This window comes from Nocardiopsis tropica (assembly GCF_042660575.1).
Lineage (GTDB): Bacteria > Actinomycetota > Actinomycetes > Streptosporangiales > Streptosporangiaceae > Nocardiopsis > Nocardiopsis tropica.
The window spans coordinates 90,676-104,959 of sequence record NZ_JBHSUF010000008.1 but is presented as its reverse complement, the minus strand read 5'-3'; the positions used below and the strand labels follow the sequence as shown (position 1 = coordinate 104,959).

The following is a 14,284-nucleotide window of genomic DNA, read 5'->3' as shown; positions in this document are numbered from 1 at the left end:
TGGTGAGACCTCAGGTGCTGACATGAGGGGTTTCTCCACTCACGGTGACCGGGCCGCTCCACCCCCAAACATGGTTGTCCCGCTTTTGGAGGGGAGTTCACCGCCCCGCGCGGACGTGTCCGCGGATGCCCGAACCGGGGAACGGGTTCCGCGTTGGAGGGGCGCGGAGCCGGGTAGGGGGAGCCCCACGCGAGGCGCCAGAGAGAGGAGAAGCCCATGTCCGAGACCCCACCTCCCGCGCAGAGCCAGCCGTACCCGGGGCGTACCGAGCCGATGGATCCGCAGCCCAGGGACGAGATGAGGGACTACGAGGGGCGCGGTCTGCTGGAGGGCAAGCGCGCCCTGATCACGGGGGGCGATTCCGGGATCGGCCGTGCCGTGGCCGTGGCGTTCGCCAAGGAGGGGGCCGACGTCGTCTTCGGCTACCTCAGTGAGGACGCCGACGCCCAGCACACCGTGGGCCTGGTCCAGGAGCAGGGCCGCAAGGCCGTGGGGATCCGCGGCGACCTGGCCGACGAGTCGTTCTGCTCCCACCTGGTCGGCCGCGCGGTCGAGGAACTCGGCGGGATCGACGTCCTCGTGGAGCACGCCGCCACCCAGTCGCCGGTCGAGCAGTTCACCGACCTGACCACGGAGCAGCTGCGCCGCACGTTCGACGTCAACGTGATGGGGGTGTTCTGGACCGTCCGCGAGGCGCTGGAGCACATCCCCGACGGCGGCTCGATCATCATCACCGGGTCGATCAACGGTCTGCGCGGCAACGACTCGCTCATCGACTACGCGGCGAGCAAGTCCGCGGTGATGAACCTGTCGCTCTCGCTCTCGCAGGTGCTCCGCGACCGCGGCATCCGGGTGAACTGCGTCGCTCCCGGCCCCGTCTGGACGCCGCTCATCCCGGCCACGCTCGGGGAGAAGGGCGCCGAGGGGTTCGGCGAGCAGGCGCCGATGGGGCGGGCCGCCGAACCCGACGAGATCGCCCCGTCGTACGTGTTCTTCGCCAGCGACCGCCTGTCGTCGTACTACTCGGGCGAGACCCTGGCCCCCACCGGAGGGGAGATCCAGGCCGGCTGAGCCCGGGTCCGACGGACGCGGGGCGGGGACCGTGCGGTCCCCGCCCCCGCCCGTGCGGTCCCGGGCCCCGTCCCGGCCGCGCGCCGCGGCCCCCGTTCAGTCGCGGCCCGGCAGGAACTCCCGTGCCTTGGCGGCGAACCCCCGGCGCACGACGTCCGCCGCGTCCGGGTCGCCCGACACGAGCGCCCTCGCGGTGTCGACGAGCTGGTCCCACTCCACCTCCGGCGGGATGGGCGGGACGTTGCCGTCGCAGCGGACGTCGATCAGCACCGGCCCGTCGGCGGCGAGCGCCCGGCGCCAGGCCGGCGCCACCTGGTCCGGCCGGTCGACGCCGATACCGGTCATCCCGACGGACTCGGCGAAGTCCGCGTAGGACATGTCCGGCAGGTCCTGGGAGAAAGGTGTCCTGGGAGAGCCCCCCATGGCCCGCAGCTCCCAGGTGACCTGGTTGAGGTCGTTGTTGTGGAGCACGCAGACCACCAGGCGGGGGTCCTCCCACAGGTGCTGGTACCGGCGTGCGGTGAGCAGTTCCATGAGCCCGTTCATCTGCATGGCCCCGTCCCCGACCAGGGCGACGGCGGGCCGGTCCGGGGCGGCGAACTTGGCCCCGATCGCGTAGGGCACCGCGCAGCCCATGGTGGCGAGCGTTCCCGAGAGGGAACCGCGCATACCGTGCCGCAGGCGGACGAAGCGCGCGTACCAGTTGGTCGCCGACCCGGAGTCCGCGGTCACCACGGCGTTGTCGGGCAGCAGCGGGGAGAGTTCGTGGAAGACCAGCATCGGGTTGACCGGGTCGGCCTCCAGCCGCGCCTGGCTGTCCAGGACACGCCACCACCGGGCGACGTTGTCCTCCACGGTCTCCCGCCACCGGCGCCGCGCGCGGTCGCGCCCGGCGTCGGGGGAGAGCCGGTCGCTCAGCGCGCGCAGGGTGGCGGCGGCGTCGCCCACCAGGTTGACCTCGGTCGGGTAGCGCATGCCGATGAACTTCGGATCGATGTCGATCTGGACCGCGCGCCGCCCGAAGGGCGGCAGGAACTGGGTGTAGGGCAGGTTGGACCCGATGATGACCAGGGTGTCGCAGTCGCGCATCAGCTCCCACGACGGCCGGGTGCCCAGGAGCCCGATGGACCCCGTGACGAAGGGCAGCGTGTCGTCCAGCACGTCCTTGCCCAGGAGGGCCTTGGCGATCCCCGCCCCGGTGAGGTCCGCCAGGTGCAGGACCTCGTCGACGGCGCCGCGGGCGCCCTGGCCCACCAGGAGGGCCACGCGCTCACCGGCCTCGACGACCTCGGCCGCGCGGTCCATCTCGGACTCGGGCGGCAGCACCGTGCCCCGTCCGGCGTCCGGGTCGGGCCTGCTGGAGGGCACTTCCTTGAACTCGTGCCCGGGCGGGGAGTAGTCCGCCTCCTGCACGTCGGCGGGGACGATGACGGCCGTGGGGGTCCTCTCCGCGAGCGCGGTGCGGATCGCGCGGTCCAGCACGTTGGGCAGCTGCTCGGGCACCGTCACCGTCTGGACGTAGGCCCCGGCGACGTCCTTGAACAGGCTGTGGAGGTCCACCTCCTGCTGGTAGCTGCCGCCCATGGCGCTGCGCGCCGTCTGCCCCACGATCGCCACGACGGGCACGTGGTCGAGCTTGGCGTCGTAGAGCCCGTTGAGCAGGTGGACCGCCCCCGGCCCCCCGGTCGCCAGGCAGACCCCGAACCTGCCGCCGAACTTGGCGTAGCCCACCGCCTCGAAGGCGGACATCTCCTCGTGCCGGCTCTGCACGAACCGCGGCGCGCCCTCCGTGCGCCCCATCTGCGCCACGAGTCCGTTGATGCCGTCACCGGGATAGCCGAAGATCTCGGTGACGCCCCAGTCGGACAGGCGGCGCAGCAGGTGGTCGGCGACGTTCTGGGCCATCTCGCCTCCAGGTGTGGCCCGCGGGCGCGCGGCGCGCACGGCCGCCCGCCCGCGGTGCGGGTGGTACGGGTGGTGCGGTGTGTCAGGAGGAGCGTCGGGACTTCGAGGACCCGCTCTTCCCGGAGCCCGAGGTCCGCCGGTTGCTCTCCTTGCGGAGCGCCTCGACGAGCTGGGGCTTGGTCATGGACGAGCGGCCCTGGATGCCCAGCTCCTTGGCCCGGCCGTAGAGGTGGTCCTTCGTGGCGTTGGCGTCCACCCCGCCGGCGGTGGGCAGGTCCTTGCCGCCCCTGTTGCGCCCGGCCTTCGGGTTGGCGGCCTGTGCGTCGGAGGGTCCCGACCTCTGCTTGGGCACCCAGTGGTCGCCCTGCTTCTCGAACTTGTGCTTGAGCGCCGCGATCGCCACCCGGTGGGCGCGCTCCCCTTCGCCGTACTCCTCCACCGCGGAGTCGTGCGCCTTGATCCAGGTGTCCTGGGCCTTCTTCGGTGACCGCTTCAGGGTCGCCGGGAGTTCCTTCGCACCAGGCACTGTCCTCACTCCCCGATCCTCGTTGGTTCTCGGTGCCCACCGCCCTGCCCGGGACGCGGTCGTGCAAAACACCGGGGACCGCCCCCGGCGGCGGCCGTGCGCGCCCCGGAAACGGGCGCCCCCCGCCCGACCTGCCCCGACCCAGGCACTGGTGATCCAACGGATGCACGTTCACACTGTCGACTTCATAGTGAATTAACGGAGAAACATTTCCCCGGAACCAGGTCCCATTCGATTTCCCGACCCCCTATCGGGTTTCGTAGAGGGCGCGGTAGGAGCTGGCCGGACCCCCCGTCCGAGCACATCTCCTTTCCTGATGGTTCTCCGATCCGCGTCCGCCCCAGGACTCGCGGATTCCCGCTGCACGAGAAAAGGAAAACGACGTGCTGACAATGAATCCCCCCTCCCCCGAACTCCGGGAGGACTCCGGCCGTCCGCGCTCCCGGACGGCCCGGTTCGCCGCCCGGTCGGCGATGGCCCTCGCACTGGTCGCGGGCCTCTCCGGCGGTCTCGCCTCCCCCGCCCAGGCCGCCAGTGAGTACGAGCGCGGCCCGGACCCCACCGAGCGGAGCGTCACCGCCGTCCGGGGCCACTTCGACACCGACACCGACACCGTGTCCTCCCTGGTGAGCGGTTTCGGCGGTGGCACGATCTACTACCCGACCGACACCAGCGAGGGCACGTTCGGCGGCGTGGTCATCGCCCCGGGCTACACCGCCGGGCAGTCCTCGATGTCCTGGTACGGGCACCGGATCGCCTCCCAGGGGTTCGTGGTGTTCACCATCGACACCACGACCCGCTACGACCAGCCCGACAGCCGGGGCCGCCAGCTGGACGCGGCCCTGGACTACCTGGTCGAGGACAGCGACGTGGCCGACCGCGTGGACGGCGACCGCCTGGCGGTGATGGGCCACTCCATGGGCGGCGGCGGCACGCTCGCGGTCGCCGACGACCGACCCGAACTGCGTGCGGCGATCCCGCTGACCCCCTGGCACACCCAGAAGAGCTGGTCCGGCATGGAGGTCCCGACGCTGGTCATCGGCGCCGAGAACGACAGCGTCGCTTCGGTGCGGACCCACTCCATCCCGTTCTACGAGAGCCTGCCCGGCAACCTGGACAGGGCCTACCTGGAGCTGCGGGGCGCCTCCCACTTCGCGCCCAACGTCTCCAACACCGCGATCGCGAAGTACAGCATCTCCTGGCTGAAGCGGTTCGTGGACGAGGACGAGCGGTACGAGCAGTTCCTGTGCCCGGCGCCCGACACCGGGTTCGGCACGGACTTCTCCGACTACCGGGACTCCTGCCCGCACGGGTCCTGACCCGGGCCGGGCCCCGCGGCCCGGACGGCGGAGAGCACGCAGGCGGTGGCCCGGAGGGACTTCCCTCCGGGCCACCGCCCTGTCCTACCGGCCCGACCCCGGTCAGTCGTGGAAGTCCAGCTCCTCCGGGGGCAGCCGCTCGAAGTCGGTCTCCTCGATGCCGCCGCCCTCACGGTCGGTCACGCGGGGGCCCTGGACCATCTCGATGGTGCCGCCGGCCCGGTACTGGACGACGTACACGCCCTGGTGTCCGCCGTGGTCGCCACCGCTGGAGGAGAAGGGCAGGAGGCCCGGCCCCTGCCACTCCTGGGCCTCCATCGCGTCGACGAGCGACTGGCGGGTGAGGTCCTGGCCGGCCGACCTGAGGACCTGGGCCACCATGACGGCCTGGGTCATGCCGAACACGTGGGTGTTGGTGACGGTCTCGCCCTCGCCGTACTCCCCGTAGACCTCCAGGAAGAACTGGGCCCACTCGTCCTCCTGGTCCTCGACACGCGGCATGTAGCTGGTGACGAGGGCGCCGTCCAGGAACGCGTCGGCAGGGACGTCCTCGGCGTCCGTGTCCTGGGTGAACTCGGCGAGCAGGCCCTGGAGGGTCGCGGTGTCCCCGCCGATGCTGGAGATGACCCACTGCGGCTCGTAGCCGATGCTCGCCGCCTCCAGCATGGCGAGGGCGACGAACGCCGGGATGCAGGAGCAGACGACCACCTCGGCCTCGGTGCGCTCGAACTCGGCGACCTGGGCGCTGAGGTCGGACACCTCGGACTCGTAGTGCTCGCGGGCGACGACCTCGTCGGCGAGGTACTGGTCCAGGCCCGCCTGGGAGTCCTCCCCGATGTCGTCGTTCTGGTACAGGTAGCCGACGTTCTGGCCGGAGAAGTTCTCGCTGATGTACTGGCCCTGGATCTTCGCCTCCTTCGTGTAGTCGGTCTGCCAGCCGTACGTGAGCGGGTGCTCCTCGGTGTTGTTCCAGGCCAGGGCTCCGGACGACGGGAAGATGTCGGGGACGCCCTCGTCGTTGAGGTAGTCGATGACGCCGCCGTGCGTGGGCGTGCCCAGCCCGCCCACCATCGCGAAGATCTCGTCCTCCAGGACCAGCTGGCGGGTGACGTCGATGGTCTGCGCCGGGTCGTAGGCGTCGTCCTCCACCCGGTAGTCGATCTGGCGCCCGTGGATGCCGCCCTGGGCGTTGACGTAGTCGAACACGGCCCTCGCCCCCTGGGAGACCGCCAGGTATCCGGGGGCGGCGGGTCCGGTCAGGGGCTGGTGGGAGCCGAGGACGATGCTGTCGTCGGTGACGCCGGTCGACACGTCCAGGTCGACCTCGCCGCCGTCGGCGACCTCGCCCGCGCCCGTGCAGGCGGTCGCCATGACCGTCAGCGCGAGGGCGGCGGCGAGTACGCCCGGTGTTCCTCTTCGCATGGTGGTTCTCCTTCGATGGGGGGTGGAGGGATCAGCGGGTCGTGGGGGGCCGCAGCCGGGCGCCCAGGCGTGTGAGCGCGCCGTGGAGCCCCAGGGGCCAGAAGCGCAGGACGAGGATGAGGACGATCCCGAAGAACACGACCGGGAGGTTGTTCTCGACGTTCCTGCCGAGTTCGAGGGAGCGGGCCAGGTCGGTGGCCCAGATCTGGAGGTAGACGACGGTGACCGCCGCCCAGAGCGCGCCCCACAGGCTGCCGATGCCGCCGAACACCAGGGCGGCGAGCAGGGTCAGGGAGAGCACGAGGGTGAAGCTGCTGGGGGTGGCGGTGCCGAGCACGTAGGCCTGCAGCCCTCCGCCGAGGCCCCCCGCGGCGGAGGCGATGACGAACGCGACCACCTTGGTCTTCCCGACGGGGACGCCCGCCATGGCGGCGGCCGTCTCGTCGTCGCGCAGGGAGCGCATGCGGCGGCCCAGGCGGCCGGAGGAGATGGTGGCGAGCACGGCGAGGCCGATGACGACGGTGGTCCACACGACGAGCGCCTTCCACTCGCTGTCGGTGAAGACCCCCTGGAGGAACGGGGGCGCCCCGGCGGTGCGGATGTTGAGCCCGTTGCTGCCGCCGAGGAACTCGTGGTAGCGGTGGGTCAGCCCGGGCAGCCCGACCGCCAGGATCAGGGTGGCCCCGGCGAGGTAGGGGCCGTGGAGGCGGGCGGTGGCCGCGCCGACCGCGATGCCCGCGACCGCCGACACGGCGACGATGATCAGCAGGTTCGCGGCGATGGGCAGCATCGGCTGGTGGAGGACGAGCAGCGTCATCGTGTAGGCGCCGATCATCATGAACGCCCCGTGGCCGAGCGACACCTGGCCGCTGCCCCCGACGAGCAGCTGCAGGCCCGCGACGGCGAGCATGGTGTAGCCGACGGCGGCCAGGCGCAGCGCGGTGAGGTCCCCGGTGACGAGCAGCAGGCCCGTCACCGCGGCGAGGCCGAGCGCCGCGAACAGGAGGTGGCGCAGCGGCGAGGGCAGTGTCCGCCGACTCCGGCCGCGGGGCGTGTCGGGGCTTCCCGCGGCGTGGGCGCCGGGGCCGGTGGCGCGTTCCGCGCTCTTTCCGGTGGGCGAGGACATGGCTACACCTTCCGCGCGGTCGGACGGGACAGGATGCCGTCGGGACGCACGCTCAGGACGACGACGACGATGGCGAGGGCCGTGAGGGTGGCCAGCTCGGGGCCGGCGTACCCGGACACGTAGGACATGCCGAGGCCGATGAGCAGCCCGCCGACGACGGCGCCGAACGGGTTGTCCAGGCCGCCGATGACGGCGGCGGTGATGCCGTAGACGAACACGACGTCGAACACGTTCGGGGAGATGAACGGGGGTCCGGCGAGCATGCCCGCGAGGGCCCCGATGCAGGAGGCGATGGCCCACCCCGCGGTGAGCATCAGGCCGACCCGCACTCCGCTGAGCCGGGCGGCCTCGGGGTGGAAGGCGGCGGCCCGCATGCGCAGGCCGAGCGGGGTGAACCGGTAGAGGGCGAACAGCAGGAGGGCGACGGCGCCGACGGACACGAGGGCGAACACGCTGGACGGGGCGAAGCGGCCCACGTAGCTGAACGCGTACCGGAACCCGTGCTGCTCGTTGCCCCAGACCATGCCCACCAGGCCCTGGACGACCAGGAGGAGTCCGAGGGTGACGATGATGGCGTTGAGCTGGGAGACGCGGGCGATGGGCCTGATGACGAACCGCTCGACCGCCGCCCCGGCGACCAGCCCGGCCGTCAGCGCGGCCGCGAACCCGAGCCAGTAGGAGCCGGTGATCCCGGTGACGGTGTAGGCGGTGTAGACCGCGACCAGGGCGAGCGCGGGCTGGGCGAAGTTCACCAGGCGCGTGGCCTGGTAGATGATCACGAGGGACAGCGCCAGTGCCGCGTAGGCCGCCCCGGTCGCCAACCCGTTGAGGGTCAGGTTGATGAAGTGGGTCATGGGGGTGCTCCTCAGAAGCCCAGGTAGGCGTGGCGCGTGCGGTCGTCGGAGAGCAGTTCGGAGGAGGCGCCCTCGGCGACGACCCGCCCCTGGTTGAGCACGAACCCGGTGTCGGTGACCGCCAGCGCCCCGGCGGCGTTCTGCTCGACGAGGACGACGGTGAGCCCGGTGCGGTCCCGGAGGTCGCGCAGGAGGCCGAAGATCTGCCGCGTGACCAGGGGCGCCAGCCCGAGCGAGGGCTCGTCCAGGAGCAGGATCCGCGGCCTGCCCATGAGGGCGCGGCCGATGGCGAGCATCTGGCGCTCGCCGCCGGAGAGGGTGCTCGCGGTCTTGCCGCGCCGTTCGGCCAGGGGCGGGAAGAGCTCCATGACCTCGGTGAACGTGCTCCTGTCCCGGCGGTCGGACCGCCACAGCCCGCCCAGGCGCAGGTTCTCCTCGACGGTGAGCTCGGCGATGACGCCGCCCCCCTCGGGGACGTGGGCGAGGCCGCGGGTGATGGCCTTCTCCGCGGGGAGCCGGGTGATGTCGTCCCCGTCGAGGAGGACCCGGCCGGAGGAGGAGGGGTGGAGGCCGGTGATGGTCCGCAGCAGCGTGGTCTTGCCCGCGCCGTTGGCGCCGAGCACGGCGCAGATGCCGCCGGCGGGGATGGCGAGGGAGACGCCGTCGAGGGCCCGGACGGCGCCGTAGGAGGCGCTGAGCCCCTCGACGGTGAGAAGGGGTGCCGCGGTCATCGGGGGGCTCCGTTCGTGTGGCCGGGGGCGGCGTCGTCGGAGGCGCCGAGGTAGGCCCGGGTGACGAGGGGGTCGGCCTGGACCTCCTCCGGCGTCCCCGTGGAGATGACCCGGCCGAAGTCGAGGACGACGATGCGGTCGCAGACGCGCATGACCAGGTCCATGTGGTGTTCGACCAGGACCACGGCCATGTCCCGGCTGAAGCCGCGGATCTGCTCGGCGAGGGCGTCGATCTGCGTCCCGGACAGCCCGCTGGCGGGTTCGTCCAGGAGGAGGAGTTCGGGTTCGCCGACGCAGGCGCGGGCCAGGGCGACCTGCTTCTGCAGGCCGTAGGGGAGGGTGCCGGGGAGCCGGTGCGCGTGCTCGGCGATCCCGAACCCCTCCAGGGCGGCGAGGGCGCGGGCGCGCAGCTCCCTCTCGTCGCGGTGGTGCCGTCCGAGACCGCTGATCAGGGAGAACGCCCCTCCGGCGGCGAGGCGGTCGGCTCCGGCGACGACGTTGTCCAGGACCGTCATCATCGGGAAGAGGTTGAGGCCCTGGAAGGTGCGGGCGATGCCGGCGCGGGCGAGGTGGTGGGGCCTGCGGCCGGGCGGCGGTGCCCCCTTCCAGGTGATGGTGCCGGCGGTGGGCCGCAGCACGCCGGAGAGGACGTTGAACAGGGTGGTCTTGCCCGCGCCGTTGGGGCCGATGAGGCCGACGACGGACCCCGGCGCGACCTGGAGCCCGACGTCGTCGAGTGCGGTGAGGCCTCCGAAGCGCACGGTCACCCCGTCCGCTCTCAGGAGATGGTCCGCTGCGGTCGTTGTCATGGCTGCCTTTCTCGCGGTTGCCGACCGAAAACCCGTACCGACCAGTTGGTATGGCAGGGGTGTCCGGCGGCCCGGGGGCCGTCGGACCGGAGGGTCAGTTGAACAGGCGGGCCAGGTCCACGCGGGACCTGATGTTGAGCTTGCGGAAGATGCCGCGCAGGTGGTGCTCGACCGTGCGCGGGCTGATGAACATGTGCGCGGCCACCTCGCGGTTGGTGGCCCCCTCGGCGACGAGGCGGGCGATCTGCTGCTGTTGCGCGGTCAGCTCGCCGGCCGCGTGCGGCCCGGGGTCGGGTCCGGACGCGGCGGTGCCGATGGCGCGCAGCTCGGCACGGGTCTGCCGTACCCACAGCCTCGCGCCGAAGCGCTCGAAGGTCTCCACCGCGTTGTTCAGGTGCTCGCGGGCCCGGCCGGGCAGGCGCGCCCTGCGGAGGAAGGCGCCGAACAGCAGCTGGGTGCGGGCGTGCTCGACGTCGTCGTCCCCGCACGCCCGGTGCAGGGCCAGGGCGTTCTCGAAGTGGTCGGCCGCCTCGTCGCCCGTGGCCAGGAGCCCGGAACCGCGCGCGGCCAGGGCCAGCGCGCTCGGGCTCCCCACCGACTCGGCCCAGCGCCGGTACCCGGCCAGGGACGTGCGGGCCCACTCCGTCTCACCCATCCTGACCGCGGCCTCCACGAAGTGCGGGGCGGTCAGCAGCCGCATGGTGGGGTGGCCGTGGCCGGGGGCGGAGTGCACGAGGGAGCGCAGCCGGAAGAACGCCTCCGCCGCGTTGCCCCGGGACAGCTCCAGTACGGCGAGCGCCCACGCCGCCAGGGCCGCCGCCAGCCCGAGGCTGTTCTCGCCCGCCTGGGAGGCGACCGCGCGGGCGCGGATCCGGCAGGTGTCCACGTCGCCCTGGATGGCCGCGATCATGGCCAGCGACGCCAGGTGCTGGGTGGCCCAGATGGTCTGCCCGCTCTCGCGGGACACCCTGAGGCCGGTGAGCGCGGTACCGGCCGCGGACGGGAACCGGCCGCTCCAGAACTCGGAGAAGACCAGGAACCCCAGAGCGGCCGGGAGGGTGGCCTGTTCGCCGCGCGCCCGGCCGACCTCCGCCGCCCGGGAGGTCGCCGCGCGCACGAAGGGCGCGTCGGCCAGCCGCAGCCCGGTGATGCCCGCCCAGATCAGCTCGGAGGGCTTGGCGATCTCCGCCAGCCCGGTGGCCTCGCGCAGCAGGGGCGTGGACCCCGGGTAGTCGCCCCGGAAGGAGATCACGCACCCCTCCAGGAAGGCCGACAGCAGGCGCATCGGCGCCGGGTCGTCGGTGCGGACCAGGGAGACCGCCAGCTCGGCGGCGCGGGCGTGGCGTCCGGCGTCGCCGGCCAGGGAGGCGGAGTCGGCGGAGCGGACCAGCGCCCGCAGGGCCAGGAAGCGGTCGTGCGGGATGAGCTCGCGCCCGACGGTGTACAGCCGCTCGGCCACGTCGAGGGCGTTCTCGCCGCGCATGGCGATCTGGGCGTCGATGAAGTCGACGGTGACGCGGCGCCGGTCGGAGACCGCGAGGGGGCGCGCCTGCGACAGCAGGCGGGTGGCGCGTTCGGTGCGGCCCGCCATGTAGGCCTCGTAGGAGGCGGTGGTCAGGCGGCAGGCGCGCTCGTCGGAGTCCGGTGACAGCCAGGCGGCGCGCTCGAACGCGTGGGAGGCGGCGAGGCGGCCCTCCAGGCGCTTGGCCCGGCGGGCGGCGGCGGACACCGCCTCGAACAGGTCCGCGTCGGGGGCGCTCGTACCCGCGGCGGCGTGCAGGGAGAACTCCACGGGTGCCCGCTCCGGGTCCACCGCCCCGGCCAGCGCCCGGTGGGCGTCGCGCAACCGCCCGGCGGGGGTGTCCTGGGCGATCGCCTCGCGGGTCAGGGGGTCCGTGAAGACGACGGCGTCGCCCTCCACCCGGACCAGGCCCCGCTCCTCCGCGGGTTCGAGGTCGGTGATGCTCGTGTCGGCCCCGCCGGAGGCGGTGAGCAGCAGGTGAACGCGGGGCGCGGCGCTGAGCGCGGCGAGCAGGAGGAGGTGGCGGGCCCGCTCGGGCAGGTCGCGGTAGGGGGCGAGGAAGTCGCCGCGCAGGCGGCCGGGCAGGCGGGGCGGGTCGGGCAGCGGCTCCTCGCCGAGGAGCTGCGCCGGGGCCAGTCCGCGCAGGTAGCCGAGGGCGGCGGCCGGGTTGCCGTGGGCGGCGCGGACGAGGGAGGAGCGGACGGCGGAGGCGAGGGTGACGGGAGCGCTGTCGGTGAGGATGTCGTGCACCGCCCGCTCCTCCAGAGGGGCGAGGAGGAGTTCGGCGATGCCGGGCACGAGCGCGTCGGGGGTGGGCTCGCCCATGGTCTCGGGCAGGCGCGCCCCGGCGGGCTTGCCGTGTCCCTCGCGCGCGGTGAACAGGGCGGCGACCGGGGTGCCGCCGAGCCGGCGGGCCGTGAAGGACAGCGCCTCCAGCGAGGGGGCGTCCAGCCGGTCGGCGTCGTCCACGCAGACCAGCAGCGGCCGACCGCGCCCGGCGGCCGTGCGGGACAGGAGTTCGGGCAGCGCCGTGTAGAGGGCGAGCCGGTCGGCGTCGGCCACCGCGCCGCGGGTGAGGGCCTCCCGGAGGAGCGGGCGCCAGGGCTCGGGGAGCCCGTCGACCTCGGCGCCGAGGGGGCGGAGCAGGCGTTGGAGTCCGGAGAAGGGGAGGCCCGCCTCGTCGGAGATACCCCCCGCGTGGAGCACGGTGAAACCACCGGCGGCGCCGCGGGCGTGGTCGAGGAGGGCCGTCTTCCCCCTGCCCGGACCGCCGGAGACGAGGAGGGCCGTGCCCCGTCCGGACCTGGCGCCGCCCAGGGCGTCGGCGAGGGCCCGCGTCTCCGTGTCACGGCCACGGAGGCGGGTGTTCGGGGGTTCGGGTTCGCTGCCTTCCACGTGCTCACATTCGCACAGCGGCCCCCCGTCACGGCAGGTGCGAAGGTCCACACTGGTCGTTTCACCGATGCCCGCACCGAGTCGCACGCGGCGGCTCCCGCGGGCCCGGGACGCCTCCCGCGGGGAACCGGGGGGCGGGTGTTCCCGGGGGTGCCCCAGCACCCACCTGCGTTTCCACACCCCCGGGAGAGTGATGTCTCTCACTCCGTACGGCGGTCCGGAGCCCCGTCGGGGATTCACCGACTCCAGGGGCGGTTATAAATCCGTAACGCGCGCGCAACGCCACACCCGCGATCCCGACAAAGAGGACAAACGAATCAACGGATAGCTCTTTGTCTTCTTCGGGACACTGTCGCGGCCGCCCTGCACGGGATATCCAGTCCGGGACACCCCCGGACAGCAGGAGGGACCGACGCCCATGGAGAACCGCTCCACGACAGCACACGGCCAGTGGTTACCGGCATCCACCCACACACGCACCACCGCGAGAAGTCCCACGTTCGGTGTCGAGGAGGAGTTCTTCGTCGTCGATCCGCGCACCCGCCGGATCCTCTCCCGGGCGCCCGAGCTCCTGTCCCGCACCCGCATGCCGGACGAACGCCTGTCCGGGGAGTTCAGCCGCGTCCAGGTCGAGGCCAACAGCCCCGTGTGCGAGACCGCCGACGACGCCCTGCGGTTCCTCCGCGCGGCCCGCGGCGAACTGGCGCGCTCCGCCGACGAGGCCGGGCTCGCCGTGGCGGCCACGGGCACCGCCGTCATCGGCGACACCTCGGCCGCCCTCGTGAGCGACGGCCCCCGCTACGCCGACATCGCCGCGCACGCGGGAGCACTGCGCACCTCCCACATCGTGTGCGGTTGCCACGTGCACGTGGGCATCCCCGACCGCGAGACCGCCGTGGCGGTGAGCGACCACCTGCGGCGCTGGCTCCCCTTCCTGGTGGCGCTGTCCGCGAACTCGCCCTTCCACGCGGGGGTCGACACCGGCTACGCGAGCTGGCGGTCCATCACCTGGAACCGGCTGCCCTCCGCCGGGCCGCCCCCCATGCTGCGCTCACTGGCCGAGCACGAGCGGGCGGTGCGGGCGCTGTCCTCCGCCGGAGCGATCCTGGACAGGCACATGGTCTACTGGGACGTCCGCCTGTCCGACCACCTGCCCACCCTGGAGATCCGGGTGGGGGACGTGGCCGCGACCGCCGAGGAGGCGCTGCTGTTCGCCGTCCTCGCCCGCGGCCTGGCCACCCGCGCGCTCGCCGACGTCCACCACGGCAGGCCCGCGCCGGAGATCACCGACCAGACCCTGCGCGCCGCCATGTGGCGCGCCGCCCGGGACGGCCTGGAGGGCAGCGTCCCCGACCCGCTCACCGGCGAGTGCCTGCCGGGGGCCTACGCCCTCGAACGGCTGTGGAACGCGGCGCTCCCCGGCCTGGGCGCCAACGGCGACGCCGACCTGGTGTCGGCGCTGCTCGACCGGGCCCGGGAGGCCGGGACGGGGGCGGCCCGCCAGCGCTCCGCGTACGCCCGGCGGGGGTACCTCACCGACGTGGTCGACCACGTCGTCCGCGGGACGCGCGAGGGCCTCTGACCCCGGCGCGGGGCCGCCGGAC

11 protein-coding genes are annotated in these 14,284 nt (G+C 73.2%); 3 read left to right on the top strand and 8 right to left on the bottom strand.

Features of this window, described 5'->3' with window-relative positions; translation table 11 throughout:
• Positions 1 to 216: 216 nt before the first annotated feature.
• Complete coding sequence (locus ACFQBR_RS14570; RefSeq protein ID WP_267947125.1) at positions 217 to 1,071, top strand: SDR family oxidoreductase; 855 nt, start codon at positions 217 to 219, stop codon at positions 1,069 to 1,071.
• 96 nt (positions 1,072 to 1,167) lie between these two features.
• On the opposite strand, the gene ACFQBR_RS14565 is transcribed toward ACFQBR_RS14570, so the two are convergent.
• Together ACFQBR_RS14565 and ACFQBR_RS14560 are read right to left on the bottom strand one after the other, a co-directional pair.
• Positions 1,168 to 2,976 carry a thiamine pyrophosphate-requiring protein gene (locus tag ACFQBR_RS14565; RefSeq protein WP_344179545.1) on the bottom strand — a complete coding sequence of 603 codons (1,809 nt, stop codon included), beginning with the start codon at positions 2,974 to 2,976 and terminating at the stop codon, positions 1,168 to 1,170.
• 82 nt (positions 2,977 to 3,058) lie between these two features.
• Complete coding sequence (locus ACFQBR_RS14560) at positions 3,059 to 3,502, bottom strand: ChaB family protein (RefSeq protein ID WP_267950563.1); 444 nt, start codon at positions 3,500 to 3,502, stop codon at positions 3,059 to 3,061.
• Between the two features lie 392 nt (positions 3,503 to 3,894).
• On the opposite strand from ACFQBR_RS14560, the gene ACFQBR_RS14555 reads away from it, so the two are divergent.
• Entirely contained in the window at positions 3,895 to 4,821 is a 927-nt protein-coding gene (locus ACFQBR_RS14555; protein WP_344179612.1) for an alpha/beta hydrolase family protein, read from the top strand.
• Between the two features lie 102 nt (positions 4,822 to 4,923).
• On the opposite strand, the gene ACFQBR_RS14550 is transcribed toward ACFQBR_RS14555, so the two are convergent.
• The 6 genes from ACFQBR_RS14550 to ACFQBR_RS14525 form a co-directional block, all read right to left on the bottom strand.
• Positions 4,924 to 6,243, bottom strand: a complete 1,320-nt coding sequence (locus tag ACFQBR_RS14550; protein WP_267947127.1) for an ABC transporter substrate-binding protein — start codon at positions 6,241 to 6,243, stop codon at positions 4,924 to 4,926.
• Between the two features lie 31 nt (positions 6,244 to 6,274).
• Positions 6,275 to 7,369 (bottom strand): branched-chain amino acid ABC transporter permease, encoded by a 1,095-nt coding sequence (locus ACFQBR_RS14545; protein ID WP_267947128.1) that lies wholly within the window; start codon positions 7,367 to 7,369, stop codon positions 6,275 to 6,277.
• Between the two features lie 2 nt (positions 7,370 to 7,371).
• A complete protein-coding gene (locus ACFQBR_RS14540) occupies positions 7,372 to 8,223 on the bottom strand; it encodes a branched-chain amino acid ABC transporter permease (protein WP_267947129.1) in 852 nt (283 codons plus the stop codon).
• Between the two features lie 11 nt (positions 8,224 to 8,234).
• The gene (locus tag ACFQBR_RS14535) at positions 8,235 to 8,954 is read right to left on the bottom strand and encodes an ABC transporter ATP-binding protein (protein WP_344179539.1); all 720 of its coding nucleotides are present in this window, start codon (positions 8,952 to 8,954) and stop codon (positions 8,235 to 8,237) included.
• Positions 8,951 to 9,763, bottom strand: a complete 813-nt coding sequence (locus ACFQBR_RS14530; protein WP_267947131.1) for an ABC transporter ATP-binding protein — start codon at positions 9,761 to 9,763, stop codon at positions 8,951 to 8,953. Before ACFQBR_RS14530 ends, ACFQBR_RS14535 begins: the two co-directional genes overlap by 4 nt.
• Positions 9,764 to 9,857: 94 nt before the next feature.
• The gene (locus ACFQBR_RS14525) at positions 9,858 to 12,680 is read right to left on the bottom strand and encodes an AAA family ATPase (RefSeq protein WP_344179536.1); all 2,823 of its coding nucleotides are present in this window, start codon (positions 12,678 to 12,680) and stop codon (positions 9,858 to 9,860) included.
• Between the two features lie 418 nt (positions 12,681 to 13,098).
• Between ACFQBR_RS14525 and ACFQBR_RS14520 the strand changes: the two genes are divergently transcribed.
• A complete protein-coding gene (locus ACFQBR_RS14520; RefSeq protein ID WP_344179533.1) occupies positions 13,099 to 14,262 on the top strand; it encodes a carboxylate-amine ligase in 1,164 nt (387 codons plus the stop codon).
• Positions 14,263 to 14,284: the final 22 nt, after the last annotated feature.

Excerpts from the sequence above, each read along its gene's own strand:
- ACFQBR_RS14570 (WP_267947125.1), top strand. The coding sequence starts at position 217 with ATGTCCGAGACCCCACCTCCCGCGCAGAGCCAGCCGTACCCGGGGCGT.
- ACFQBR_RS14565 (WP_344179545.1), bottom strand. The coding sequence starts at position 2,976 with ATGGCCCAGAACGTCGCCGACCACCTGCTGCGCCGCCTGTCCGACTGG.
- ACFQBR_RS14555 (WP_344179612.1), top strand. The coding sequence starts at position 3,895 with ATGAATCCCCCCTCCCCCGAACTCCGGGAGGACTCCGGCCGTCCGCGC.
- ACFQBR_RS14550 (WP_267947127.1), bottom strand. The coding sequence starts at position 6,243 with ATGCGAAGAGGAACACCGGGCGTACTCGCCGCCGCCCTCGCGCTGACG.
- ACFQBR_RS14545 (WP_267947128.1), bottom strand. The coding sequence starts at position 7,369 with ATGTCCTCGCCCACCGGAAAGAGCGCGGAACGCGCCACCGGCCCCGGC.
- ACFQBR_RS14540 (WP_267947129.1), bottom strand. The coding sequence starts at position 8,223 with ATGACCCACTTCATCAACCTGACCCTCAACGGGTTGGCGACCGGGGCG.
- ACFQBR_RS14535 (WP_344179539.1), bottom strand. The coding sequence starts at position 8,954 with ATGACCGCGGCACCCCTTCTCACCGTCGAGGGGCTCAGCGCCTCCTAC.
- ACFQBR_RS14530 (WP_267947131.1), bottom strand. The coding sequence starts at position 9,763 with ATGACAACGACCGCAGCGGACCATCTCCTGAGAGCGGACGGGGTGACC.
- ACFQBR_RS14520 (WP_344179533.1), top strand. The coding sequence starts at position 13,099 with ATGGAGAACCGCTCCACGACAGCACACGGCCAGTGGTTACCGGCATCC.